Origin of the sequence: Moraxella boevrei DSM 14165, from assembly GCF_000379845.1 — a bacterium.
Lineage (GTDB): Bacteria > Pseudomonadota > Gammaproteobacteria > Pseudomonadales > Moraxellaceae > Faucicola > Faucicola boevrei.
This window is the reverse complement of the sequence record NZ_KB903783.1, coordinates 18,862-44,015: the sequence shown is the minus strand read 5'-3', so window position 1 is coordinate 44,015 and position 25,154 is coordinate 18,862. Positions and strand designations below refer to the sequence as shown.

The following is a 25,154-nucleotide window of genomic DNA, read 5'->3' as shown; positions in this document are numbered from 1 at the left end:
GCCTAAAGTGGCTATTTCTAGTCTAGTTAATAGTCTGAAAGGTGTTTCTAGTCGGCTATTGCGTAAGAAAGAATATCCCTCCATTAAGCAACAATTATGGGGCGATGCATTGTGGTCGCCTAGCTATTTTGCAGGGTCTTGTGGTGGTGCTCCAATCGAGATTATCCGCCAGTATATTGAACAGCAGAATACACCACATTAAACAACTTTCTGTGCGTAAGCATGGTTACGGAGTTGCCTTATATCCACCGCCTGAAGTCGGTGGTTTTACAGCAACAGAGGATAAAAACCAAAAAATCCCCACTCAGGGGATTTTTTACTTCTTAAGCCACTTTCGGCATTTGCTTTAAGAAGGTTAGCAAAATTTCAAAATTTTGTGCCACGCTGTCAATCTCCACACGTTCTTTGGGTGAGTGAGCTGATCGGATATTTGGTCCAAACGAAATCATATCGGTACTCGGTGCTTTTGCCTTTAAAAATCCGCACTCTAGCCCTGCATGAATAACTTGGATTTTTGGGGCTTTGCCAAAATAATCCTGCATAATCGTTTGTCCTGTTGCTAGCAAATACGAGCTAGGGTCAGGCAACCAACCGGGATAATCAGCACTAAACGCCACCGCCACATCAGCCAAATCCGCCAATGCTTGTATTTTATTTGCCAACGCATCTTTTTGGCTTTCACCGAGTGACCGCATCAGCGATTTAACGCTTAATTCGCCCTGTTCTAGTCGCAATACACCAAGGCTAATGGAGGTTTCCACCACACCGATAAAGCTATCACTCATGCGTATCACACCGTTTGGAATGGCGTTTAACAAGTCAATGATGTGTTTGCTATCATGGGCAGATAATACGCTTAATTCAGCGGTTGGTTGGCTGTTTTGCGTATCGGTTTCAACAAGTTCAATGCTTAAATTTTCTTCAGAAAATTGTAATTCATGTTTGATAATCGCAGTTTCTTGGTCAATAACCGCTTGCAACGCTTGTTTATCACCCACCAACACTGCTTCGGCTTCTCGGGTAATCACGTTTCTGAGCGTTCCGCCATAGAGCGACACCAAGCCAAACGGCGATGCTTGAAACGCCACCGACAACAGTCGTGCTAATAACAAGTTAGCATTGGCAACCCCTTTGTGAATATCAATACCCGAGTGTCCACCGTGCAAGCCTGATACTTTTAAAGTCAGTAACGGTTGATTGGTTAAATTTAATGCTTGGGTTTGATAAGTTTTGCTAAAAGTAATATCACGCCCACCTGCACAACCGATAAACAATTCACCGCTATCTTCTGAGTCCAAATTAAGCAAATAAGGCACTTGTAACCAATCAGGTGACAAGCCTTGCACGCCACCCATGCCGATTTCTTCTTCGCTGGTGATAATCAATCGCAATGGAGGATGAGCGATATCGTCACTAAATGCCACCGCCAATCCCATTGCCAAACCAATCCCATTATCTGCCCCAAGCGTGGTATCATTCGCCCACACCCAACCGTCTTTAATAACGGTTTCAATTGGGTCAGTTTCAAAGTTATGATTTGAACCCGTACCTTTTTGGGCGACCATGTCATAGTGGGCTTGGATAGCGACAGGGGCGTGCTGTTCCATGCCTTGACTAGCAGGTTTTTGGATGAGTAGATTACCTACTGCATCTTTTTCTACGGTTAAACCAAACTTTTGTCCATCCGTTTTCACTTTATCTGTAATAAAATCGGCTAATTGATGCTCGTGAAAAGTCGGATGTGGCACGCTACAGATATCAGCGAACCATTGCCAAACATTTGCTGGTTGTAATTGACGAATGTCAGTCATTATTTATCTCCCTATTCCACCAATTCATCCAAACGAATACGCACCACTTTATCCACCACACTATCTAAGGCTTCAATATGGGCAATCGCTTCGTTCATTTTACCTTCTATCACAGGGTCAACCATGATAATCACAGGCACTTCGCCAAGTTCATGAGCAGGTTTTTGCAAAATCGCATCAATGCTGATTTCTAATTGGCTTAGTATATGGGTAATTTTTGCCAAAACGCCAACATCGTCTTTGACTTGTACCCGTAAATAATACCCTGAGATAATTTCATCTGCAGATAAAATCCGTGTATGACTAAGATTTTGGGGTAAAAATGCCAAATGTGGTACAAGGTTTGGGTTACGATTGTCACTATCATTCATCATTCGTACGATATCGGTGACATCTGCCATAACGGCTGATGCCGTCGCCCCTGCCCCTGCCCCTGCTCCATAATACAACGTTTGTCCCACAGGGTGAGCGTCCACGAGTACCGCATTTTTTACCCCATTGACATTCGCTAGTAGTTTGTCTTCAGGGATTAAGGTTGGATGCACCCGCAATTCAATGCCTTGTTCGCCATTTGGCAACGCACGACGTACCGCAAAGCCTAAATGTTTAATGCGATAGCCTAACTCTTCGGCATATTTCACATCTTGCGTGGTAATTTTGGTGATTCCTTCGCAATATACCTTGTCAAACTGTAGCGGAATGCCAAAGGCAATTGATGCCAACAAAGTCAACTTATGCCCAGCATCAATGCCTTCCACGTCAAAGGTCGGGTCAGCTTCAGCATAGCCTAATGCTTGGGCTTCGGCAAGCACATCTTCAAAAGTACGGGCTTTATCACGCATTTCGGTCAAAATAAAGTTACCTGTACCATTGATAATCCCTGCTAACCAATCAATTTTATTGGCAGATAACGCTTCACGCACGATTTTGATAATTGGAATACCGCCTGCCACCGATGCTTCGTACGCCACTTTGACATGGTGTTTATCCGCCAACGCAAAAATCTCATTGCCATGCTCTGCTAACAACGCCTTGTTTGCGGTAACCACGTGTTTACCCTGTTTAATCGCTTCAATAATCACATCTTTGGCAACGGTCGTCCCACCCATGACTTCCACCACGATATCCACGTCATCTTGTGCGACAATATTTAGCAAATCTGCCGATTGTTTCACACTGCTGTCAATATCATCACGCTCACGTCGTGTCCCTACGTGAGTAATCACAATCTCACGCCCTGTGCGACGCTTGATTTCATCAAAATTTGTCTGCAACAACTGCACCACGCCAGTACCAACCGTACCAAGCCCCAAAACCGCCAAACGAATAGGTTGCTTATTCATAACTATCTTCTTAAAAACCAAAAAAATAACCTGTCAATAATAACAAAAAATGTCACATTGTCAAAAAGATTGTGAACTTTTTTGCAAAAAAAATAGGAAATATCACAACGCAATCGCCTTGCAACATTTCCCATACTTGCTAAAATCCGCCAATTTTTGTAATTATACAAACGTCGTCAAAAATTACTGGTGCAAATAATGTTCAAAAACTTTGCCAAAATCATACTGGCGAATTTCCCCCAACCGCTCAGCATACGCCGTTTCTACTTGAGCTACGGTTTGATTAATGATATCAGGCAAACTTAGCACCACATTTTCAGGTAACGTGCGTAAGCCAAACATCTGCGTTACCGTGTCAAAACTCTTATCCAACACCGCTTCTTCGTGGGCAATGCGTTTGCACCGCTCGCTAATCGCAGTCAATGCCTTGTAAATATCTCGCACTTGTTCAATTTGGTTTTTGTCAATGTCAATAGAAAACACCTGACCAGCCAAACTAAATTTTAACTCTGCGTCCAAGTCCATTGTCCCTGCGGTCTCAATCATAATATTGGCAGGCTGATAATAACGGTAAGGATAGCGTTTGAGCAAACGTTTTTTGCTGGTCGCTGACTGCCCATCAAGGTGCAAAAATGCCACATTGGTAAAGCAATATTCATCGGTCTTAGACTTTATCACAAAATAAATTTTTTCATCATCTTCGTGAAAAATATAATCATCAATATCGGTTTGGTTAAATTGATTAGGTGGAATGATTTTACCAATATCGCTTAAACCAAAGGCATCAGACGCTAGACTTTTAAACATCATTTTATCCTTTTTGTAAAAAAATAGCAAAAATTTGAGTTTACTGTAAGTTATTTTTGCTAAATTGTCAAATTAACCCAGCCATGTTATAAAAGACGACAAAAAAAACACCAATTCCCCAGCCTTAAAAAAGGTAAAGAAATTGGCATTTTTACAACAAATTTTTTAAAGCAGTGAGTTTTTTTTAAATTAATTTATCATTATTTTTTGTAGGCTTCAATTTGAATGTTTAATTTTACTTCGTCAGGCACACCCTTGCCTGAATAAGCTGAAATACCGAACTTGGTGCGGTCAATCGTGGTAGTAAAATCACCGCCACAGCTTTGAGCTTTGACAAATGGATTGTCATAACAACCAAACTGGGTTGCGGTCAAAGTAACTGGTAAAGTTTTGCCTTTTAGTGTCAATTCGCCGTCAATTTTGCTTGGTTTGTCGCCGTTAAAATACCATTTTGTTGATTTAAAATAAGCAGTTGGGTATTGTTTGACATCAAAAAATTCATCGCTTTTTAAATGTTCGGTAAAGGCTTTGGTTGGCATGATTAGGCTATTGGTCGGAATAGTGATACCAATAAAACCTGTTTTGGCTTTGGCATCAAATTCTACTTGACCTGTCAACTCATAAAAACCACCCATATTGGTACTCGTTCCCATGTGTCCAATCGCAAAACGTGCGTGGGTATGCGATGGGTCAATAATATAAGTGCTTGCCACCGCAGAAACGCCTGTGAATGCGAAAGTAGCTGCCAACATAATTTGCATCAATTTCATGATTTTTCCTATTAATAAAAAGCGTAAGAAAAGCTGTGATTCTTATCAAAGATTATGAAGTAAAATTTAACAAAAGCACAGGAATGTTAAGGTTTTTAAATATTAGCATATTCCTATTAAAATTGTGTAACAATTATTTATCAGATTGTAAAAACCTGTATTTGAATATTTTTGCAATAAAATAAACACAAACGATACCCCAATCGTAAAATGAATAAAATTCATGTTTTTTTTAAAATAATTCGTTTTTATTCATCTAAAAAATCGGCTACAATACGCTCAATTATTTAAAAGAGGTATTTACTATGACTGCACCCTTTCATTACACCATTAAGACACATCGCTTTGATGAAAATTATGAGCCAGCCCACAGCACACGCTTGACGACCAATTTTGCTAACTTGGCTCGTGGCGACAACCGCCAAAAAAACCTACAAAACACCATCACCATGATTAATAATCGCTTTAACGATTTAGCCCATTGGGATAACCCAAACGGTGACCGTTACTTGGTTGAGCTTGATATTGTGTCGGCAGACTTTTTGATTGATGGTGTGGATGAGCCATTTCCTGCTATTGAAATGCTAAAAACTTATGTGATTGACCAACAAACTGGCAAACGCATTGATGGCATCGTTGGTAATAACTACTCATCTTATGTGCGTGATTATGATTTTAGTGTATTGCTATTAAATCACAACAAAGACAAACAAAGTTTTGGCACGCCTGCAAATTATGGAGAGTTGCACGGTAAGTTGTTTGATTTATTGTTGCAGTCGGAGGTTTATGGGGAACATTTTGATAAGCCACCTGTATTTTGTTTGAGCGTCTCTAACACCCGTATTTATCAGCAAACCTGCAATTACCACCCAATTCTGGGGCAGGAATACACCCAAGAGGCCTATTCATTAACCGATGAATATTTTGCCAAAATGGGTATGAGCGTGCGTTATTTTATGCCACCAAAATCCGTTGCACCGTATGTGTTTTATTTTAAGGGTGATTTGTTAAATGATTACAGCAATCTTGAGCTTATTAGTACGATTGCGACCATGGAAACATTTCAAAAAATCTATCGTCCAGAAATTTATAACGCCAATTCAGTTGCAGGGAAAATTTATCAGCCAAGCCTAAATTATCAAGATTACTCATTGACTAAAATTGAGTACGACCGAGAAGAACGTACGCAATTAGCCATTAAGCAAGGGCAGTTTGCAGGTGAGCATTTTATCAAACCGCATCGTGAAATTTTGGCAAAATGGGCAAATACCGAAATATTGTAACGTTTAATGTAACCTAGCTTAAGGTGGGCATTGCCCGCCTTATTGTGTTAAAATTTTAAAACCTGTCGTCACAATATGATACAATTAAAATTTTAAAAAGTGGGTATGACCCAACGCATTTTTTTAAAGGAAAATTTATGTCAAATCAAGTTCACACACTATTACCTACCTCAACGGCTGGTAGTTTGCCAAAGCCGTCTTGGATTGCCGAGCCTGAAAAATTGTGGTCAGAATGGAAACTATCAGGCGATGACTTAAAGCAAGCCAAACAAGATGCCCTGCTTGTCTCACTTGCCGAACAAGCCCAAGCTGGCATTGATATTGTTAGCGACGGCGAACAGACTCGCCAGCATTTTGTGACTACCTTTATTGAGCATTTGGACGGTGTGGATTTTAATCAGCGAGAAACTGTCAAAATCCGCAATCGCTATGATGCATCCGTGCCAAGCGTGGTTGGGGCTGTCAGCCGTCCAAAAGCGGTTTTTGTAGATGATGCCAAGTTTTTGCGTGAACATACCGACCGTCCCATTAAATGGGCGTTGCCAGGTCCTATGACGATGATTGACACGCTGTATGACGGTCATTACAAAAGCCGTGAAAAATTGGCGTGGGAATTTGCCAAAATCCTAAACGAAGAAGCCAAAGAACTTGAAGCGGTGGGTGTGGATATTATCCAGTTTGACGAACCTGCCTTTAATGTGTTTTTTGATGAAGTCAACGACTGGGGCGTGGCAACCTTGGAGCGTGCCATTGAAGGCTTAAAATGCGAAACAGCGGTGCATATTTGCTATGGTTATGGTATTAAAGCCAATACCGATTGGAAAAAAACGCTTGGCAATGAATGGCGACAATACGAAGAGAGCTTCCCAAAATTACAAGCATCAAAGATTGATATCGTTTCACTAGAATGCCAAAACTCACACGTGCCAATGGATTTGATTGAGTTAATTCGTGGTAAAAAAGTAATGGTTGGAGCGATTGACGTGGCAACTAGCACCATTGAAACACCAGAGCAAGTTGCTGATACCTTGCGTCGTGCCTTACAGTTTGTTGATGCGGACAAACTATACCCATCAACCAACTGCGGTATGACACCTTTATCTCGCACGGTGGCTCGTGGCAAGTTGCACGCTTTGGTACAAGGGGCATCCATCGTCCGCAACGAAATTTTGGCAAGTCGCTCATAATAATTGGATAAAAAAATGGTTGATGTTACCGATTTTAAAAACGCCATGTCACTACTGTCAAGTGCGGTCAGTGTCGTTACCACACAAGGGGATGACGGTCAGCACGGCTTTACCGCATCGGCGGTGTGCAGTGTTACCGATACACCGCCGACCTTACTTGTGTGCATGAATAGTGGGTCATTTTCGTATCCATATTTTACCAAAAACAAAATTTTGGCGGTTAATGTGTTATCGGAATTTCATGAAGAGCTATCCAACACTTTTGCTTCTCGTCTGACATCAGCTGAACGTTTTGCCCAAGCACAATGGACAAGCCTTGTCACAGGCTCGCCAATTTTAACCAATGCTTTGGTGAGTTTTGATTGTGTCATTGATGAGGTTAGCACCGTTGGCACGCATGGGATTTTTATGTGTAAGATTGTAGCGATTTATCAACACGGCGATGAGACACATGAGAAAAAGGGCTTGGTTTACTTTAATCGCAAATACCACAAGGTTTTTTAAACCTTTTATTAATCTTATAAATACAAGGGTGGGCATTACTCACCCTTGTATTTTATTACTAGCATTCTAAATATAAGCCTTACCCAATCACTACAAGTATTGAGTGCATTTTATGGCCCGACCCAAATATTTACCCGACAATTTTAGCCTGCTTATCATGCTAATGGTTGTGGTGGCAAGCATTTTGCCAATTGCAGGACAGCCTGCGGTTATTTTTAGCCATTTGACCGATTTTGCCATCGCTTTGCTGTTTTTTTTGCACGGAGCAAAATTATCCAGAGAAGCTGTCATTGAAGGGATTACGCATTGGCGATTGCACGCCATGATTTTTGCCAGTACCTTTGTGCTATATCCTATTTTGGGTTTATTTATCAAACCACTCATCACGCCGTTAGTTGGTCATGAGTTATCTCTTGGATTTTTGTATTTGTGCTTATTACCGTCCACGGTGCAATCGTCCATTGCTTTTGTGTCGGTCGCTAAGGGCAACGTTGCAGGGGCGGTATGTAGTGCATCGGCGTCCAACATCATCGGCATATTTTTAACACCACTTTTGGTTGGGTTATTTTTAAGCCAAAATCTTCATGCCAATAACGTTGCCAATGATGTGGGGTTAGGCGTGATGCTAAAAATCATTTTTTTGTTACTTGTACCGTTTGTGCTTGGGCAATTAGCCAGAAATAAAATGAAAAATTTTTTAAAAAACAACGCCAAAATTGTCAAAATGGTGGATCAAGGCTCAATTTTAATGGTGGTGTATTCAGCGTTTAGTGCAGCGGTTATAGAAGGTATTTGGCGACAAGTGTCGTGGCAGGTGTTGGTCTATCTGATTGTAATTTGCATGGTTTTACTCTTTAGCGTTATGGTGCTTTTACATTTTTCTGGCAAAAAATTGGGCTTTAATCGTGCCGACCAAACCACCATTTTATTTTGTGGCTCTAAAAAAACACTTGCTAGTGGCGTGCCAATGGCAAAAATTTTATTTGCGGGGCAACCGTACGGCTTATTAATTTTACCACTTATGCTGTTTCATCAAATTCAGCTGATTGTTTGTGGTATTTTAGCCAGTCGCTTTGCCAATGATAGTCTTGGACATGACAAAAATGATGCGTAAAAAAAGCGTATCCCACTGATACGCTTTTTTATGATTAGCCAAAATTTTAAGAGCCTGTATTCATAACGTTTTTGCAATGAAAAATACAATAAATCGCCCGCTTTTCAAGGAAAAAACGCAGGTTGATAGTCATTCTATCAAACAAGTTTTTGACGCAGAAAAGCAAGATTTAGCCAGTTTTTATGCAAAAGCAAACTGTTATTTTATTTTACAAAGTGACAATCAACTGCGTAAGGTTGTGAATACAGGTTCTAAAACCGTGTTTTAAATTTTGGAGCTGGTTGGTTTGCCAAATTCGCATTAACACTGTTAACATCAATGCTTTGTCCCATGACAGGGGCAGGTTGTTGCTCAGCTTGATTACCGCCAAACAAGGGACCACCGCCACCGCTCATACCTTTGGTTAAGCCTTGTACTGCACGCATCATTTTGCTGATACCTGATGGGTCAGATAGCATTTTCATCATTTTTGCCATTTGTTTGTGTTGTTTTAACAAGGCATTCACGTCTTGCACCGTTTTACCTGAGCCGTCAGCGATACGACGTTTACGGCTTGGGTTGATTTTATCAGGATTTTGACGTTCAAAAGGTGTCATTGAATGAATTAAAGCTTCCATTTCTTTTACCTTTTCTTCAGGTTTGGCTTCTTGCACCGCTTTTTGGATGTCTGCACCGCTCATGCCTGGCATTTTGTCAAGAAAACCTGCCATACCGCCCAAATTACGCATTTGCTGGAACTGGGTCAATAAATCTTCAAGGTCAAACTCACCGCCTTTTTGGATTTTTTTCGCCATGCGTTCGGCTTTTTCACGGTCAATTTTGTTTTCAACTTCTTCAACCAAACTTAACACATCGCCCATACCCAAAATCCGCTGTGCGACCCGTTCTGGGTGGAACGGTTCTAAGGCTTCTAGTTTTTCACCACGACCCAAAAATTTAATCGGCTTGCCTGTAATCGCACGCACCGACAACGCCGCACCACCACGAGCATCACCGTCAGTTTTGGTCAAAATCACGCCTGTCAATGGCAAGGCATCATTAAAGGCTTTGGCGGTATTCGCCGCATCTTGCCCTGTCATCGAGTCCACGACAAATAGCGTTTCTGTTGGATTGACTTCGGCGGTTAGGGCTTTGATTTCGTCCATCATTTCGTTGTCAACGTGCAAACGCCCTGCCGTGTCAATGATTAACACGTCTTGATATTGGATTTTGGCTTGTTCAATGGCACGTTTGGCAATGTCAATCGGATTTTCATCGGCGTGCGATGCCACAAAACTCGCTCCGACTTGCTCCGCAACTTGTTCAAGCTGTTTAATCGCGGCAGGTCGGTACACATCCGCTGACACGAGCATGACTTTTTTGTTATGACGGTCTTGTAAATATTTTGCTAATTTACCTGTGGTGGTGGTTTTTCCCGCCCCTTGCAAGCCTGCCATCAGGTAAATCACAGGCGGTTTGCCTGTTAATTCAAGCTGTTGGTTTTCGCTACCCATCATTTCGGTCAGCTCATCATACACGATTTTGACAAAGGCTTGCCCTGGTTGCAATTCTTTTAGCACTTCTTGCCCAAGGGCTTTGTCTTTGACACGAGCCACAAAATCACGGGCGATTGGCAATGCCACGTCCGCTTCTAAAAGTGCCATACGCACCTCACGCAAGGTGTCTTTGATATTATCTTCGGTTAGCTGTCCTGTGCCTGCCACGTTACGCAGACTGGTTGATAAGCGTTCGGTTAAAGTTTCAAACATGAGCGTTCTCTGTATGTTATCTGTCTGTTAAAAATAATAACGATATTTTATGCGAAATTTTGTCAAACTGCTAACAAAATACTGATAAAATAGCCGATTATTTCGTTGAAATTTGTTAAAATAATAAGATTTTAACACAATCAAACTATTTTGGGGAAAAATTCGTGTTTTTACTGCTAATTTTATCGCTTGTGTGTTATTTGTTAACCAGTGTTTATCTGATGTGGGCGTTAAGTTTGCAAAAACCCATTCACAAAGGGATGACGCTTGGGTTCTTGGCAGTAGGCTTGTTGGCACACGCAGGGACACTTTACCCCAAAATCATGACCTTATACGGCTTAAATTTTAATTTATTTAACATGATTTCGTTGACCAGTTTGTTTATGTTGTTGTTTTATTGGGGGTTTAGTTGGTATCGGGCAATTTTGCCATTTGGGATTTTGGCGACGCCGTTGGCATTGGTTGGGGTGTTGATTGGTTATTTTGGCAATGCTCCGTATCAGCCATTGACCCAAATGAGTGGGATTTTGCAAGGGCATATTTTGTTGGCATTGGGGGCATATTCCATTTTGTTTATGTCAGCAGTACAAGCGGTGATGCTTCGTTTGCAAATTCGTGAATTAAAACATCAGACCATTCACCGTGTTTGGGTGGCAAAATTACCTGCCTTGCAAGATATGGAAAACCTGCTGTTTGATATGATAACACTCGGATTTGTGCTGTTGTCTATTTCGCTTGGACTTGGGTTTATGGATACGCATGATTTGTTGGAGCAACATTTGGCACACAAAAGCGTGTTTAGCGTGCTGTCGTGGCTGGTGTTTGGGGCGTTATTATTTGGGCATTGGCGGTATGGTTGGCGTGGCGTAAAAGCCAGTAATATGACGCTGTATGGCGTGGGATTGCTTGGAATTGCCTTTATTGGGACAAAATTTGTACTTGAAATCATTTTGAATAAATGAGCAAAAATACGCACTAGCCAACCAAAGTTAACAAAAATTAAAGCGACTTTTTGTAAAATTGTGTTATTGTATGATAAAGATTGACTTATAGGTGTCATGTGAATTTATTTGAAACTTCGATGATTATTTTGGCGTTAATTTTGACGTCAAGTTTTTTTTCAATTTCCGAGATTGCGTTAGCAGGGGCAAGACGTATCAAACTTAAACTTTTGTCCGAAAGTGGCGACACACGAGCCGATAAAATTTTACACTTACAGGAAAATTCTGCTGAGTTTTTTGCCACATCGCAGATTGGTCTAAATGCGGTGGCAATTTTGGGCGGTTCTGTCGGTGAATCGGCGTTACGTCCGTACTTTCAGGCATTTTTTGCAAAATTTTATCAAGGAGCATGGCTAGAAAATATGGCGTTTTTTGCCTCTTTTTTGGTCGTGACATTGCTATTTATTTTGTTTGCCGATTTAATCCCAAAACGTTTGGCAATGATTAATCCTGAAAAAGCATCGCTTGCGGTAATTACCCCTGTGTTGTGGGTGATTAAGCTGTGTAAACCACTGGCATGGATTATCAATGGCTTGGCAAATCTGATTTTTCGTATTTTTAAGGTCAATACCACCCGTGAAGAAAATATTACCTTTGACGATGTATCAGCAATCATGGATGCAGGTGCTGAGGCGGGCGTGGTGTTACAACAAGAGCAACATTTTATTGAAAATGTATTTGAACTAGAAGAACGCACCGTGCCGTCAGGTATGACGGTGCGCGAAGATGTGGTGTTTTTTACCCTTGGTGAGTCAGCAGACAGTATTCGTCAAAAAATTGCGGATTATCCTTACTCAAAATTTTTGGTATGTAATGGCACGATTGACCAAGTGATTGGTTATGTTGATACCAAAGATATTTTAGTAAAATTGATGAATAATCAAAGCCAAATTCAGCTCAATGAAACCACCATTCGCAACGTGTTAATCGTGCCTGATACCTTGACGTTGTCGGAATTATTAGACCGTTTTCGCTCAAGTAAAGAAAAATTTGCGGTGGTGATGAATGAATACGCGTTAGTAGTGGGTGTGATTACGCTGTCGGATATCATGATGACGGTGATGGGCGATTGGGTCACGCCGATGGAAGATGAACAAAACATTATCCAACGTGATGAGCAATCGTGGCTGATTGACGGCATTACACCGATTGAAGATGTGATGCACGCTTTAAATATTGAAAATTTCCCTGATTGGGATAATTATGAAACCATTGCAGGCTTTATGATGTTTAAGCTACGAAAAATCCCTCGCCCTGCAGATTTTGTGGAGCATGAAGGCTACAAATTTGAAGTGGTCGATATTGACCATCACAAAATTGACCAATTATTAGTCACCAAATTACCTGTGGATGTCAAAGAGATTTTGGAATGATAAAAACGGTTGTGTTTTTGGTAAAGCCTTAAACCCAATTTGCCTTATTATCCTTATGTGCCAAAACGTGCGGTAACACCAACTGCCAAATCAAATCAATATGTAAACTTTGGCTATTTAACGCAGGAATATAATGATACTCACCACCGCCATTAGACTGGAAGATATCCCGATTTTCCACCGCAAGCTCTTCCAACGTCTCCAAACAATCCGCCGAAAACGCAGGGCTAATCACCTGAACTGACTTCACGCCCTGTTTGCCCCACTCGGTCAAAGTCGCATCGGTATAGGGTTTTACCCATTCTTGTTTACCAAAACGAGACTGAAAACTGCACAGCCACTCATCATCATGTAAGCCAAGCTCTTTTGCCAAATGCCCTGCCGTACAGCGACAACGGCTTGCGTAGGGGTCGCCTTTATCGGCATAAGGTTGTGGAATACCGTGAAAACTCATTAACAGCTTTTCAGGCTTGCCATGCGTGGCTTGAAAAGTGCGAATACTTTCTGCCAATGCCTTAATATATAATGGATTTGCAAAATAATCTTTCACAAAACTTATCGCAGGCAAATTTCGCTCTTTCATGCCCCAACGTGCTATCACATCAAACACCGCCCCTGTCGTGGTTGCCGAATATTGCGGATACAGCGGTAAAATGACGATTTGTTCAAATTTTTCGTTGTTTATTTTAGTTAAAACATCTTTTAAGGCAGGTTCGCAATAGGTCATACCTGTAAATACTTGAATATCAAATCCTGCTAATAAATCATTGTTTTTCTCATTATCAAAACGTTGTTGTAACAGTTTGGTCTGTTCAAAGGCGATGTTGCGTAACGGTGAACCATCTTGCCAAATGCTTTGATAAGCGTGAGCAACTTTGGGCGGGCGAGTGGTTAGCACAAACAGGTTTAGGATAATTTGCCAAACAAATTTTGGGATTTCTATCACACGTTGGTCGGATAAAAACTGGCGTAAATAGCTTTTGACTGCTTGGGTGGTCGGTGCATCGGGCGTGCCAAGATTGACAAGAACGACAGCGATTTTTGGGGCGGATTGTGGTTTCATTGCGTTTCCTGTTGATAAAGTTTTGCCAATTTGCTATCAAGGGTTAAAAGTTCTAAATCATATACCAGACTCGTCGCCAATACAATGGCATCAGGCAATTTGATTTTATGCCGTTTGCGAAGTTCAATGGTTTTGTTTTCCACATCTTCTGATAATCGTAAGCAATGAATTTTTGACAAAGCAACAACAATACTATGCTCTTCTTGTTCATTTGCATGAGCAAATCCAAGCAATTCAATCCGATTAATCACACTGATAAAACAGCTATTTACAGAGATGTTACCAAAACTTTGTAATGCCTTTTCATTTTTGTTAATCAAACCTAAAATAAAACAGGTGTCTAATAAATATTTTCTTTGCATTATTACGCCCATTCATCACGCAATGTTTGTTGAATAGCAACAGGGTCGCCTTGCATATTGGTGAGTTGAACATTGGCAAAAACTTCGCTTAAAGTTTCAGATTTTTGTTCGTTTTTTGGGGTCAATTTTGACAAAATATAAGCTTGAATACTCAAATTTTGTTGCTCAGCTTGAACGATAATTTGTTGTTCTAATTGTGGTGGTAATTCTAACATTATCATCATTTTTCTCCGTAATTTGCCAGTTTTGATAAAATTTGCCTTATCATAGCACAAATCCTAGCTTGATAAAAATTTTTGATGATAGAAATTTTTAATGCAATTTATTAACATTTTTGCTATAGTGAGCAACTTTGTTATAATATAACGTAACTTTGATAATAGGAAAATTTGGTATGAAAAAATTTGCCCCACTTGCGGTGATTTTGGCGATTTTGGGTGCGGTTGTGGTGATGATAAACCGTACACCAGAGCAAACAAAAGCCCATAATCATGACGGACACAATCATGACGGACACGACCACAGCCATGAGCAACATGACGAGCTTATCGTGGTGACGCCTTGGGAAATCACGTCCGAAGACCCCAGTAAATCAGGTTTTTTGTTTCAGCGATTGGGGATTGCTGAAACCTTGGTTGAAGTGGACAATCAGGGCAAGCTTGTGGCAGGCTTGGCAAGCAAATGGCAATCCGATGACAACGGCAAGACGTGGACGTTTAGCCTGCGTGAAAATGTCAAATTCCATGACAATAGCGATTTTACCGCCGATAACGTGGTGCAAAGTTTAAATGTGGCATTGAGCAAACCGACCGCACTGGAAAAAGCCAATATTGAAAAGGTGAACAAAATTGACCCGATGACGGTGCAGTTTGTGTTAAAAAAACCTTTAACGAATTTTCCTGCTTATTTGGCACATTCTACCAGTATTATTTTGGCAAAATCTGCCTTTGATGACAAAAATAATGTGAAAAAACTTATCGCTACAGGGGCGTACAAGGCAACCAAAATAGAGCCACCGCAAAAAATGGAACAGGTGGCATTTGAACATTACTGGGGTGAAAAAGCCAAAATCAAAAACGTAACTTACCTTGCCAACAGCCGTAGCGAAACACGCACCCTGTTGGCACAAAGTAAGCCCAATTATCTGGTTTACAACCTTGATTCTGCCAGTGTCAAACGCCTACAAGCCGACCCAAATATCCAAGTATTATCGCAGTCTATCGCCCGTACTATTCAGTTTAAAGTCAATGCCAAAGACCCGCTATTTACCGATGTCAAAGTACGTCAATTAATGTCGCAAGCCATTGACAGACAAGGCATTGCCGAGGCGGTGTTAAATATCAAAGACGGTATGGCAGAACAGATTTTGCCACCAATTTTTCACGATTGGCAAGTGAAAACTGAGTCTCAAGCACCAGATTATCCCGCAATCAAGCAACAATTTATCAATCTTGGCTATCAGCAAGATGCCAAGGGTATGTTAATCAAAGACGGAAAGCCCTTTAAATTTAGCTTAAAAACCTTTTCTGACCGTCCAGAATTACCGATTATTGCCACCGCCTTGCAAAATCAGTGGAAACAGGTTGGTATAGACGTTGATGTTGCGGTGGGTAATTTTTCTGATATTCCTGCTTCGCACCAAAATGGCACATTGCAAATGGCATTGTACGCACGCAATTACGGCTTAATTCCTGACCCACTTGGGGCTTTAATGGAAGATTTTTCTGCAGAAGGGGCAGACTGGGGGGCGATGAACTGGCATAACGCAGATTTGATAGATTCGTTAGAAAAATTAAATCGTATGACGAGTGATAATCCAGAATCAAAAGCCTTAAAACAAAAAGTCGCCCAAATCTTGGTAGACGAACGCCCTGTAACCCCTGTATTGTATTATCAGCAGAATGTGGCTGTTGGTAAGTCATTAAAAGGCTTGGAAATAGACCCATTTGAGCGTCATTTCCGTTTGAATAAACTATCTTGGTAAGCTTATGTTAAAGTTATTATTCGCTAGATTTATTCAGCTGATTTTAGTGATGTGGTCGGTGGGAACGCTCACTTTTGTGTTGATGCGAAGTTTGTCAGGCGATATGGCGTATCGTATTGCTGCCAGTCGTTATGGCTACGACCAGACCAATGCAACATCTGCCGAGTTGGTACGTCAAGAGCTAGATTTGGATAAACCTTGGTGGCAAGCCTATGGCTCGTGGCTTGGCGATTTGGCTCAGTTGAATTTGGGCAATTCTTTGGTGAGTGGTGAGCGTGTGTGGACAGAGATTGCTCATCAGTTTGGGCATACGTTGTCGCTGGCGTTGGTGGCGTTGTTAATATCATTGTTGATTGGTCCACCGCTTGGCTTGTTGATTGCCCAAAAACCGAACGGTTTTTTTGACCGTTTGAGCTTGGTGGTGAGTACGGTGGTGCGGTCTATGCCGTCTTTTATCATTGGTATTTTGCTGATGATGCTGTTTGCGGTATGGCTAAAATGGTTACCTGTGGCAGGTTATGGCGAGTGGTATCATTTTATTTTGCCTGCTTTGACGTTGGCGTTGGGGTTGTCGGTGGTGTCGGTGCGTGTCAGCCGTCATGCGATGGCGGATGTGCAAAATATGTCGTATTATGAGTTTTCACGTTTAAAAGGCTTGGACAAGTTTCGCACGTTTACAAGGCATGGGTTACGCAATGTTGCCATTCCGATTTTGGCGTATCATTCGGTGCAGTTGATTTATTTGATTGAAGGCGTGGTCGTGGTAGAGTCGTTGTTTGCTTGGCCGGGTTCTGGTCATGCTTTGGTTCATGCGGTGATTGCCCGTGATGTGCCGATGATACAAGGCACGGCATTGGTGATGGGTGGGCTGTTTGTGTTGTTAAATACTTTGGTGGATATGTTAAATGCGATGATAGACCCACGCATTGGCGATACCCATCAGGCGGTGTAAGGATTTTTATGTTAAAACAATTTAAAAAATCGCAATGGCTTGGACTGATAATTTTAACAGTTTTACTGGCATTCGCTTATTTACAGCCATTTTATTATCCGACCGATGAAAATTTGCAACATCTCAACGCAACCTTGCAGGCAAGCTCGCCAAAATATTGGTTTGGCACAGACCATTTTGGGCGAGATATGCTTTCACGGCTTGCTTCCGCCATTCGTTTATCCTTTTCGCTGATTGTGATTTCGGTGTTGTGTTCACTGGTGTCAGGGCTGATAACGGGCATTATTGCAGGGTATTTTGGCGGAATGTTTGACAAAGTTTTGGGTTTTTTGTGCGATATGATTATGGCATTGCCCGGACTTTTGTTTATTTTATTGTTTGCTTCTATCGCTCCCAATTCATTTTTGGCGTTATATTTGGGTATTTCGCTGGTGATGTGGGTGGAGTTTTTTCGCATGACACGAGCCATTAGCAAAACCCTTGCCAAAAGCCCAGAAATAGAAAGCTCACGGCTGATGGGCATGGATTTTTGGTATTGTGTGAAACGCCATTTTTTACCAAAACTTGCCCCAGTGATGATGACCTTAAGTGCGTTTAGTGCAGGCAATGCGGTGTTAGCTTTGGCAACTTTGGGCTTTGTCAATGTGGGATTACGCCCACCCACAGCCGAGCTTGGCTTAATGATGACGGAGTTATTTCCATATTATTATGAAGCACCAATGATTTTTGCACAGCCGATTATTGCCGTGTTTTTGTTGGTGTTAAGTTTTCAACTGCTATCAGGTCAGGTAAAATAAACCTATGCAAAACCCAAAAATTTTAATCAAAACCAAAGATTTAAGCGTTTTTACCACAGACAAGCATTGTTTGGTTGAACCGATTAGTTTACAGTTGTATCAAGGCAAAAATTTAACCATTCTTGGCGAGACAGGCTCAGGCAAAAGCCTATTGGCACAGGCGATTATGGGGGCTTTACCAGCAGGGTTGATACAAACAGGTGAAGTGTGGCTAAATGCACAATTACTGCAACAAGCCGACTGTGAACGCTACTGGGGGCATGAGATTGCCATGCTACCACAAGAGCCGACCAGAAGCCTTGACCCAACCATGAATATTTTTTGGCAAACGTGGGAAAGCCTGTTTTTTGTGGCAAAAAAAGACAACCAAACTGCCAAAAACTCAAGCAAAACCATATTGGAACAACTGGGCTTAGCAAAATTTTGTGAGTATTATCCCCATGAATTATCGGGCGGTATGGCACAGCGTGCGTCTATTGCGGTTGCGACCACAGGCGGTGCGAACATCGTCATTGCCGATGAACCGACCAAAGGACTGGACGAAAAAAACAAACAAATCGTCATACAGCTACTACAACAAATTGCCAAAAACGGTGGAACGCTTTTGACAATCACCCACGACATTGACGTAGCAACAGCGTTAAGCGATGAAATCATGGTGATGAAAAATGGCAAACTTTTGGAACAAGGTGATGCCAAAACGCTATTAAACAATCCCACATCAGACTATGCCAGACAACTCATCGCATCTGCCCCTGCCAACTGGCAAAAAAACACAAAAGCCGACTATCAGAGCAAAACTTTATTAACCGTTACAGATTTGAGCCTTGCTCGTGGTCATCGTGACTTGTTTTGTGGCTTAAATTTTGAGTTAAAAGTTGGTGAAGTGTTGGGATTGGTGGGCGATAGTGGCATTGGCAAAAGCTCATTAGGTGATGCGTTGTGCGGTTTGTTAAAACCCAAATCGGGCAAAATCCATTGGCAACAACCACCAAAACGTCACCAAGTGCTAAAACTGTACCAAGACCCGCCGTCTGCCTTTGCCAGTCATGTCAGCTTGCAAACCTTGCTAAATGATGTCATTGACAAGCACAAACTTGACAAAAGCCGTGTGCCAAAACTGTTAAAAGCATTAAAACTTAACCCAGACTTGTTAAATCGCAGTGCGTTAAATGTGTCAGGCGGTGAGTTGCAACGCATTGCGATTTTGCGAGCGTTATTGTTTAATCCTGTGCTTTTATTTGCAGATGAAGTTACCAATCGGCTAGACCCAATTACCCAACAGCAGACCATGGATTTATTGATAGAACAGTGTAAAGCCTGTGACTGTACACTGGTTATCGTCAGCCATGATAGGCATTTGGTGGATTATTATGCAGATAAAGTGTTGGATTTGACACAGTTTCAGTCTTAATTTAATTATTCAGTATATTTAAAACCTTTAGTATTTTTTAACCAACATTAAGGTGTCCTAGCTCGCAACGCTTTCATTTTATCCGTTTCTACGATTTGCCAATCTTGGGCTTTCTCGTCATTTTGGTTGGCTTTACTCATGTCTTGATGCACGATAAATAGCACCGCAAGTTGGTTATCTTGGGCGGTTTTTAACGCTTTTTCATAAGGCATCGCCGTGAGTGCGGTCGCCCAACCATCCGCCAATGCGGTCGTGTCATGCACCACGGTTACGGAGGATGCCCCATTTACCACAGGACTGCCTGTATCAGGGTCAATCGTGTGGCTATAGCGAACGCCGTTATACACGAGCGAATTGCGGTAATTACCTGATGTGGCAAGGTTAATTTTGCCTTGCTTTGGCTCACGAATGAGTGCAATGGTATTGCGGTTGCTCACGCTACTGTTAATGACAGGCTCATCAATCCCTAGTTGCCACGCCTGCCCTTTGGCGTTTTTGCCAAGTGTCGCTACTTCGCCACCGATTTCTACCATATAATTGTTAATTTTATACTCAGATTTTAGTACATCAGCGACCACATCCACGCCATAACCCTTGGCAATCGCTGAAAAATCCAACGCCACACCCGCTTTATTTTTGCTTAATTGATTGGCTTGTAACACCACGCTGTCAAAGTCAATCAAACTGCGAGCTTGGTTAATTTCGGCTGGGGTGGGCGGTGATTGCAAACGGTCAATCCGCATTTCTTTGCCAAATCCCCACAAGCTCACCAACGGCATCACGGTTGGGTCAAATGCCCCCTTTGATGCTTGATAAATGGTTTTAGAAGCATTCAACACTTGGATAAAATCGGGGTCAATGTGTACTTTTTCACCAACTTTGGCACGGTTAAACGCCATAATGGTCGCCGTGTCGTCATAAGTGGACATACTTTTGTTAATATCCAACAAACGTTTATCAATACTGGCTTGAATGCTTGCCAAATCGGTATTTTTGGGCATTTCAAAGCTAATATGGTAGCTTGTTCCCATGGTTTTACCTTCAAGACTTTGATAAGTCGGCGGTTGTTGACAGGCAATTGCACTGATTGTCAATGCGACAATCACGCTGATAGCAAAAGTGGTGTTGATATTTTTTTTCATAAATGGTTGCTAATCAAACTAAAAAATAGGCGTTATTTTAACATTTTTTACGACTGATTGCGTATTTTTGCCAAAAGTTTTTCAATCAAAATAGCCTTGCGTTAACAGATGTTTACTTATACAATAACGATTTTGCCACAATTAAATCAGCCGAATAATCAACCGTTTAAGGATAAAAAATGGCATCTACTACCAATCACAATCTAAAAAATACACCAAGCCGAAACCAAATTCAAACATGGTTTGAGCTACCACTCATGGATTTATTGTTATTAGCACAACAAACGTTGCGTGAGCATTTTCCCAAAAATACGGTACAAATCAGTACCTTATTATCAATCAAAACAGGAAATTGCCCTGAAGATTGTGGTTATTGTTCGCAGTCAGGACATCATCGCACCGATTTGCAAGGTGAAAAAAAACTGGCAGTGGCAACTGTGATTGAGCAGGCTCGTCTTGCCAAAGCAAAAGGTTCTAGCCGTTTTTGTATGGGGGCAGGTTGGCGAAATCCACACGATAGGGATATGCCGTATGTGCTTGAGTTGGTAAAAGAAGTGAAAGCGTTGGGACTAGAAACCTGCATGACGCTCGGAATGCTCACGCAAAATCAAGCACAACTGCTTGCCGATGCGGGGCTTGATTATTATAACCATAATTTAGATACGTCGAGGGATTTTTATCCAAAAATCATTGGCACACGCACCTTTGACGACCGTTTAAATACGCTTGAATGTGTACGCCGTGCAGGGATTAACGTGTGCAGTGGCGGTATTATTGGCATGGGCGAGAGCCGTGATGACCGCATTGATTTGTTGTTTGAACTTGCCAATTTGCCAACACTGCCCCAGTCTATTCCGATTAATATGCTTGTGCCAATTAAAGGAACGCCAGTTGCGGATAAACTCGGCGAAACTCGCCTGCCTGTTTTAGAATGGGCACGCACGATTGCAGTGGCACGGCTATGTTGTCCAACCAGTTATGTCCGCATTTCCGCAGGGCGTGAGCAACTCAGCGATGCTGAGCAGGCTTTATTATTTATGGCAGGGGCAAATTCGTTTTTTTATGGCGATAAATTATTAACTACCGACAACGCCACCACCCATCACGATGATGAATTGATAAAAACCTTGGGGCTAACCGTAGAAACAGCCATGCCTCGCCAAATTCCAATTACCGATGCAGTAAATGGTCGGATTGGGATATTAAACGGTTAAATTACCCTTTAACCGCATTTCCCCACACAGGCACAACTAATTGCATAAGCGGTTTTAACAGTTTGACATTACAGGCAAACACCGAGCCTGTACTCATCGCTTCGTGAGCCCCTGTATGGTCAACCACCGTGCCACGGGCTTCGCTGACAATCAACTCACCTGCACAGATATCCCACGGTTTGATAGACATTTCAAAATAGCCGTCCACTCGCCCACTCGCCACATACGCCAAATCCAAGGCCGCCGAACCTAGACGACGCACTTGGCCACCTTGTTCGCAGATTTTTTGCAAGGTTTCAAAATGTTCTTTGGCATACGAATGCACACCGTCATGTCGGTTACGTTCTAGCGGGTGACCTGTGGTAAAAAAACCGCCTTGAATGGTTTTATGCTCGCTCACACTGATACGGCGTTGGTTTAATCTCGCCCCTTTACCACGACTCGCTGAAAACACTTCATCACGTACAGGGTCGTAGATAACTGCGTGTTCGGTAACACCATTTTTTTGCACGCCGATAGACACGCAAAAATGCGGTAAACCATGCACAAAGTTATGCGTACCGTCCAATGGGTCAATGACCCAACACCAATCTTGGTCGTTGCCCTTGCCTTGTTGCAAGCCAAATTCTTCACCCAAAAATGAATGGGTTGGATAACTTTCTTTTAAAGTGGCGATTAGCAATTCTTCACTATAACGGTCAATTTGGGTAACCAAACCGTCCAAGCCTTTGCTTTCAATGTTTAGCTCAATTTTATGCCGATTAAAGTGAGCATTTAAAATCTCATTGCCTACTTTTTGAGCAGCACGCACTGCCATGACGACCATTGGTTCCATATATGTACCTTAAAAATTAAAATGATTCATAAAGATATTTAAAAAGAATTTATGATAAAAAAGGTTAATGATGTAAAAAATGATTCATTTTTTGCACTACCCCATTCACATCTAACCCACAATATTCAAGCTGTTGGCTATGGCTACCGTGCGGGATAAATTTATCATCAATGCCGATATTTAGCACGTTTGGCACGGATGTCATGTAGGTTTTTGACAAAATATATTCATTAACCGCACTGCCTGCACCGCCCATTAGCTGATGTTCTTCTAGGGTGATAATGTGGTAATCCTCTCTAATCAGCGTGTCAATCAACTCATTATCAAGCGGTTTGACAAACCGCATATTATAAACCGAAAATTGAGTTTTAGGGGAATTTTTTGCGATAATTTCACACGCGTGTTTGGCAGTTTTTAACATTGAACCAAAGGCAAGCACGGCAATTTTTTTATTAACTTTTTGATTTTTATTGTTAAATTGGCAATCAAGCACCGCCTTACCAATCGCAAAATGATTGGCATTATTCGCCCCATTTTTGTCAATTCCCGCTTTATCAATTTCTACGCCCACGCCTTCGCCCCGTGGATAACGCACTGCAGACGTGCCTTGGTATTGATAACAGGCGTTAAGTAGTTGATAACACTCGTTTTCGTCAGACGGACAGGCAATCACCATGTTCGGCACGCACCGCATAAAACTCATGTCAAACACGCCTGCGTGGGTCGCCCCGTCCTCACCGACAAGCCCTGCCCTATCAATGGCAAAGGTAACATCTAGGTTTTGCAGGGCGATATCGTGGATTAACTGGTCGTAGCCACGCTGTAAGAACGTGGAATAAATCGCCACAATCGGTTTTAGCCCTTCGCACGCCATGCCTCCTGCCAAGGTTACGGCGTGCTGTTCGGCGATTGCCACGTCAAAATACTGATTTGGGAATGCTTTGGCAAATGCCACCATGCCTGAACCTTCCGCCATGGCTGGGGTGATTGCGATAAGTTTTTTGTCGGTTTTGGCGGTATCCATTAAAAACTCGCCGAATACTTGAGAATATTTTTTAACGTTTTTATGAGCATTGGTTAATGGTACAGGTTGTTTTGCCAAGTCATTTTTTGGTAATTTGCCAATCGCATGATAACCGATTGGGTCGTGCTCAGCAGGGGAAAAGCCTTTGCCTTTCACGGTATGAACGTGGACCAAAACCGCCCCTTTTAGATATTTAATACGTTCAAAAACTTGCGATAGTTTTACCACGTCATGACCGTCAAACGGCCCAAAATATTGAAAACCGATTGCCTTAAATAAGTTTTCAGGAAACATATTATCGGCAATTTTATTGGCAATTTTTTCAGGTAAATGAATAATTTGGGCAGGCGTTGGCAAACCTTCGGCAATTTTTTCAGCAATTTTTTCGCTCAATTTTTTTGGGATTTTCACTGACAAATCATCAAAAGCATCGCCTGCCATGTGCAAGTAATGGCGAATACGTCTGTCATCGCTAGAAATGGTGCGGTGCGTGATAATCGGATTGCCAAGTTTGTCAATATCCACCGCAAGCCCACGTTGCCAAAGAGTCGCTAGATGCTTGGAAAATCCGCCTGTTGCCTGTGAAATGGACATATCATTGTCGTTTAGCACCACGATAATATCGGCGTTTTGTTGCACCGCATCGTTCATCGCTTCAAACGCCATGCCCCCTGTCATCGCACCGTCGCCAACGATTGCCACTACGCTATTAGACTTACCCTGATACCGCATCGCAAGGCTCATACCAAGCCCTGCCGAAATCGCCGTAGAACTATGCCCCACACCAAAGCTATCATAAACGCTCTCAGAACGCTCAGGAAAAGCGGTCAAGCCGTCTTTACTACGGATACTCGTCAATCGCTCACGCCGACCTGTCAAAATCTTGTGCGGATATGCCTGATGACCGACATCCCACACAAGTTTATCGTTTGGAGCATCAAACACTTTATGAAGTGCAACGGTCAGCTCCACTACCCCCAAATTCGCCCCAAAATGCCCCCCACTCTGCCCCACTGAATACAGCAAAAATTCACGCAATTCATTGGCAAGTTGCACGAGTTTATCATCAGAAAAATGCGTTAAATCATCAGGACTATTCACAGTATCTAGTAACGGCGTAGACGGACGCACAGTCGGTAACTCATGAAAAATGGTTAGGGTGTTTTTGTTCAAATCGGTATGTAAATCGTTGTTTGGCATTTTGGCGTGTCTTTTTTGTATCAATTTTTTGGCTAAAATAAATTGGCTAATTGTTTTGGAAAAAACGTTAAAATTTAGCGTGCATGATAGCATTTTTTGACAATTACCACACCTATTTATCAGTGAAAAAATGGTGAATTTTTTTGCTTTTTTTAAAAGTTTTGTGAAAAAATCGTTGTTCGGTTGGTTTTTACCTTGATTTTATTAAAAAAATGCCTATAAAAAG

General features: G+C 41.9%; 23 protein-coding genes. 12 read left to right on the top strand and 11 right to left on the bottom strand.

Annotation, left to right across the window (positions count from 1 at the left end; genetic code table 11):
* On the top strand, positions 1 to 202 hold a 202-nt coding region (gene tnpA / locus A3G3_RS14265; RefSeq protein ID WP_019519761.1), incomplete at its 5' end, for an IS200/IS605 family transposase.
* Between the two features lie 121 nt (positions 203 to 323).
* Here tnpA and pepD read toward each other — a convergent pair.
* The 4 genes from pepD to A3G3_RS0106620 all read right to left on the bottom strand — a co-directional run bounded on the left by pepD (position 324) and on the right by A3G3_RS0106620 (position 4,731).
* The gene (pepD, locus tag A3G3_RS0106635; protein WP_019519760.1) at positions 324 to 1,811 is read right to left on the bottom strand and encodes a beta-Ala-His dipeptidase; all 1,488 of its coding nucleotides are present in this window, start codon (positions 1,809 to 1,811) and stop codon (positions 324 to 326) included.
* 11 nt (positions 1,812 to 1,822) lie between these two features.
* Entirely contained in the window at positions 1,823 to 3,154 is a 1,332-nt protein-coding gene (locus A3G3_RS0106630) for a homoserine dehydrogenase (RefSeq protein ID WP_019519759.1), read from the bottom strand.
* Positions 3,155 to 3,337: 183 nt separating this feature from the next.
* Positions 3,338 to 3,961 carry a PH domain-containing protein gene (locus A3G3_RS0106625; protein ID WP_019519758.1) on the bottom strand — a complete coding sequence of 208 codons (624 nt, stop codon included), beginning with the start codon at positions 3,959 to 3,961 and terminating at the stop codon, positions 3,338 to 3,340.
* A gap of 200 nt (positions 3,962 to 4,161) precedes the next feature.
* Positions 4,162 to 4,731: a YceI family protein gene (locus A3G3_RS0106620; RefSeq protein ID WP_019519757.1), complete on the bottom strand. Its 570-nt coding sequence runs from the start codon at positions 4,729 to 4,731 to the stop codon at positions 4,162 to 4,164.
* Between the two features lie 305 nt (positions 4,732 to 5,036).
* Here A3G3_RS0106620 and A3G3_RS0106615 point away from each other — a divergent pair, with 305 nt between their 5' ends.
* From A3G3_RS0106615 to A3G3_RS0106600, 4 genes are all read left to right on the top strand, one after another.
* Positions 5,037 to 6,014 (top strand): DUF1852 domain-containing protein, encoded by a 978-nt coding sequence (locus tag A3G3_RS0106615; RefSeq protein ID WP_019519756.1) that lies wholly within the window; start codon positions 5,037 to 5,039, stop codon positions 6,012 to 6,014.
* A gap of 137 nt (positions 6,015 to 6,151) precedes the next feature.
* Entirely contained in the window at positions 6,152 to 7,201 is a 1,050-nt protein-coding gene (locus A3G3_RS0106610; protein WP_019519755.1) for a methionine synthase, read from the top strand.
* Positions 7,202 to 7,216: 15 nt separating this feature from the next.
* The gene (locus A3G3_RS0106605) at positions 7,217 to 7,705 is read left to right on the top strand and encodes a flavin reductase (protein WP_019519754.1); all 489 of its coding nucleotides are present in this window, start codon (positions 7,217 to 7,219) and stop codon (positions 7,703 to 7,705) included.
* A 112-nt stretch (positions 7,706 to 7,817) separates the two neighbouring features.
* Entirely contained in the window at positions 7,818 to 8,819 is a 1,002-nt protein-coding gene (locus A3G3_RS0106600) for a bile acid:sodium symporter family protein (RefSeq protein WP_019519753.1), read from the top strand.
* Positions 8,820 to 9,070: 251 nt separating this feature from the next.
* Here A3G3_RS0106600 and ffh read toward each other — a convergent pair whose 3' ends face one another.
* Complete coding sequence (gene ffh, locus A3G3_RS0106590; RefSeq protein WP_019519751.1) at positions 9,071 to 10,567, bottom strand: signal recognition particle protein; 1,497 nt, start codon at positions 10,565 to 10,567, stop codon at positions 9,071 to 9,073.
* Positions 10,568 to 10,731: 164 nt separating this feature from the next.
* Here ffh and A3G3_RS0106585 point away from each other — a divergent pair, with 164 nt between their 5' ends.
* Positions 10,732 to 11,529: a cytochrome C assembly family protein gene (locus A3G3_RS0106585; RefSeq protein WP_019519750.1), complete on the top strand. Its 798-nt coding sequence runs from the start codon at positions 10,732 to 10,734 to the stop codon at positions 11,527 to 11,529.
* Positions 11,530 to 11,648: 119 nt separating this feature from the next.
* Positions 11,649 to 12,941: a hemolysin family protein gene (locus A3G3_RS0106580; RefSeq protein WP_407635256.1), complete on the top strand. Its 1,293-nt coding sequence runs from the start codon at positions 11,649 to 11,651 to the stop codon at positions 12,939 to 12,941.
* A 28-nt stretch (positions 12,942 to 12,969) separates the two neighbouring features.
* Here the strand turns inward: A3G3_RS0106580 and hemH are convergent, their stop codons facing one another.
* The 3 genes from hemH to A3G3_RS0106565 are packed head-to-tail and all read right to left on the bottom strand — an operon-like array spanning position 12,970 to position 14,587.
* Positions 12,970 to 14,004 (bottom strand): ferrochelatase, encoded by a 1,035-nt coding sequence (gene hemH / locus A3G3_RS0106575; RefSeq protein WP_019519748.1) that lies wholly within the window; start codon positions 14,002 to 14,004, stop codon positions 12,970 to 12,972.
* Positions 14,001 to 14,366, bottom strand: coding sequence for a PIN domain-containing protein (locus A3G3_RS0106570; RefSeq protein ID WP_040631392.1), 366 nt, complete (start codon positions 14,364 to 14,366; stop codon positions 14,001 to 14,003). The genes hemH and A3G3_RS0106570 overlap by 4 nt, the downstream gene beginning before the upstream one ends.
* A 2-nt stretch (positions 14,367 to 14,368) precedes the next feature.
* Entirely contained in the window at positions 14,369 to 14,587 is a 219-nt protein-coding gene (locus A3G3_RS0106565; RefSeq protein ID WP_156802122.1) for a hypothetical protein, read from the bottom strand.
* A gap of 173 nt (positions 14,588 to 14,760) precedes the next feature.
* On the opposite strand from A3G3_RS0106565, the gene A3G3_RS0106560 reads away from it, so the two are divergent.
* Genes A3G3_RS0106560 through A3G3_RS0106545 form a run of 4 tightly spaced genes read left to right on the top strand, consistent with a single transcriptional unit; the run spans position 14,761 to position 19,513 of the window.
* Complete coding sequence (locus A3G3_RS0106560) at positions 14,761 to 16,350, top strand: ABC transporter substrate-binding protein (protein ID WP_019519745.1); 1,590 nt, start codon at positions 14,761 to 14,763, stop codon at positions 16,348 to 16,350.
* Between the two features lie 4 nt (positions 16,351 to 16,354).
* Entirely contained in the window at positions 16,355 to 17,302 is a 948-nt protein-coding gene (locus tag A3G3_RS0106555) for an ABC transporter permease (protein ID WP_019519744.1), read from the top strand.
* 8 nt (positions 17,303 to 17,310) lie between these two features.
* Positions 17,311 to 18,099 carry an ABC transporter permease gene (locus A3G3_RS0106550; RefSeq protein ID WP_019519743.1) on the top strand — a complete coding sequence of 263 codons (789 nt, stop codon included), beginning with the start codon at positions 17,311 to 17,313 and terminating at the stop codon, positions 18,097 to 18,099.
* 4 nt (positions 18,100 to 18,103) lie between these two features.
* Positions 18,104 to 19,513 carry an ABC transporter ATP-binding protein gene (locus A3G3_RS0106545; RefSeq protein WP_019519742.1) on the top strand — a complete coding sequence of 470 codons (1,410 nt, stop codon included), beginning with the start codon at positions 18,104 to 18,106 and terminating at the stop codon, positions 19,511 to 19,513.
* A gap of 47 nt (positions 19,514 to 19,560) precedes the next feature.
* On the opposite strand, the gene A3G3_RS0106540 is transcribed toward A3G3_RS0106545, so the two are convergent.
* Positions 19,561 to 20,655 (bottom strand): FAD:protein FMN transferase, encoded by a 1,095-nt coding sequence (locus A3G3_RS0106540; RefSeq protein WP_019519741.1) that lies wholly within the window; start codon positions 20,653 to 20,655, stop codon positions 19,561 to 19,563.
* A gap of 179 nt (positions 20,656 to 20,834) precedes the next feature.
* On the opposite strand from A3G3_RS0106540, the gene bioB reads away from it, so the two are divergent.
* Positions 20,835 to 21,869 (top strand): biotin synthase BioB, encoded by a 1,035-nt coding sequence (gene bioB / locus A3G3_RS0106535; RefSeq protein WP_019519740.1) that lies wholly within the window; start codon positions 20,835 to 20,837, stop codon positions 21,867 to 21,869.
* Position 21,870: 1 nt separating this feature from the next.
* Here bioB and A3G3_RS0106530 read toward each other — a convergent pair whose 3' ends face one another.
* Positions 21,871 to 22,704 carry an inositol monophosphatase family protein gene (locus tag A3G3_RS0106530; protein ID WP_019519739.1) on the bottom strand — a complete coding sequence of 278 codons (834 nt, stop codon included), beginning with the start codon at positions 22,702 to 22,704 and terminating at the stop codon, positions 21,871 to 21,873.
* 64 nt (positions 22,705 to 22,768) lie between these two features.
* Positions 22,769 to 24,928, bottom strand: coding sequence for a 1-deoxy-D-xylulose-5-phosphate synthase (locus A3G3_RS0106525; protein ID WP_156802121.1), 2,160 nt, complete (start codon positions 24,926 to 24,928; stop codon positions 22,769 to 22,771).
* Positions 24,929 to 25,154 lie beyond the last annotated feature (226 nt).

Bases quoted from the DNA above. Each gene is read 5' to 3' on its own strand.
- A3G3_RS0106540 (WP_019519741.1), bottom strand. From the start codon at position 20,655: ATGAAAAAAAATATCAACACCACTTTTGCTATCAGCGTGATTGTCGCA.
- ffh (WP_019519751.1), bottom strand. From the start codon at position 10,567: ATGTTTGAAACTTTAACCGAACGCTTATCAACCAGTCTGCGTAACGTG.
- A3G3_RS0106605 (WP_019519754.1), top strand. From the start codon at position 7,217: ATGGTTGATGTTACCGATTTTAAAAACGCCATGTCACTACTGTCAAGT.
- A3G3_RS0106625 (WP_019519758.1), bottom strand. From the start codon at position 3,961: ATGTTTAAAAGTCTAGCGTCTGATGCCTTTGGTTTAAGCGATATTGGT.
- A3G3_RS0106600 (WP_019519753.1), top strand. From the start codon at position 7,818: ATGGCCCGACCCAAATATTTACCCGACAATTTTAGCCTGCTTATCATG.
- A3G3_RS0106530 (WP_019519739.1), bottom strand. From the start codon at position 22,704: ATGGAACCAATGGTCGTCATGGCAGTGCGTGCTGCTCAAAAAGTAGGC.
- A3G3_RS0106610 (WP_019519755.1), top strand. From the start codon at position 6,152: ATGTCAAATCAAGTTCACACACTATTACCTACCTCAACGGCTGGTAGT.
- A3G3_RS0106550 (WP_019519743.1), top strand. From the start codon at position 17,311: ATGTTAAAACAATTTAAAAAATCGCAATGGCTTGGACTGATAATTTTA.
- pepD (WP_019519760.1), bottom strand. From the start codon at position 1,811: ATGACTGACATTCGTCAATTACAACCAGCAAATGTTTGGCAATGGTTC.
- hemH (WP_019519748.1), bottom strand. From the start codon at position 14,004: ATGAAACCACAATCCGCCCCAAAAATCGCTGTCGTTCTTGTCAATCTT.
- A3G3_RS0106630 (WP_019519759.1), bottom strand. From the start codon at position 3,154: ATGAATAAGCAACCTATTCGTTTGGCGGTTTTGGGGCTTGGTACGGTT.
- A3G3_RS0106545 (WP_019519742.1), top strand. From the start codon at position 18,104: ATGCAAAACCCAAAAATTTTAATCAAAACCAAAGATTTAAGCGTTTTT.
- A3G3_RS0106580 (WP_407635256.1), top strand. From the start codon at position 11,649: ATGATTATTTTGGCGTTAATTTTGACGTCAAGTTTTTTTTCAATTTCC.
- A3G3_RS0106620 (WP_019519757.1), bottom strand. From the start codon at position 4,731: ATGAAATTGATGCAAATTATGTTGGCAGCTACTTTCGCATTCACAGGC.
- A3G3_RS0106525 (WP_156802121.1), bottom strand. From the start codon at position 24,928: ATGCCAAACAACGATTTACATACCGATTTGAACAAAAACACCCTAACC.
- A3G3_RS0106570 (WP_040631392.1), bottom strand. From the start codon at position 14,366: ATGCAAAGAAAATATTTATTAGACACCTGTTTTATTTTAGGTTTGATT.
- A3G3_RS0106555 (WP_019519744.1), top strand. From the start codon at position 16,355: ATGTTAAAGTTATTATTCGCTAGATTTATTCAGCTGATTTTAGTGATG.
- A3G3_RS0106615 (WP_019519756.1), top strand. From the start codon at position 5,037: ATGACTGCACCCTTTCATTACACCATTAAGACACATCGCTTTGATGAA.
- A3G3_RS0106560 (WP_019519745.1), top strand. From the start codon at position 14,761: ATGAAAAAATTTGCCCCACTTGCGGTGATTTTGGCGATTTTGGGTGCG.
- bioB (WP_019519740.1), top strand. From the start codon at position 20,835: ATGGCATCTACTACCAATCACAATCTAAAAAATACACCAAGCCGAAAC.
- A3G3_RS0106565 (WP_156802122.1), bottom strand. From the start codon at position 14,587: ATGATAATGTTAGAATTACCACCACAATTAGAACAACAAATTATCGTT.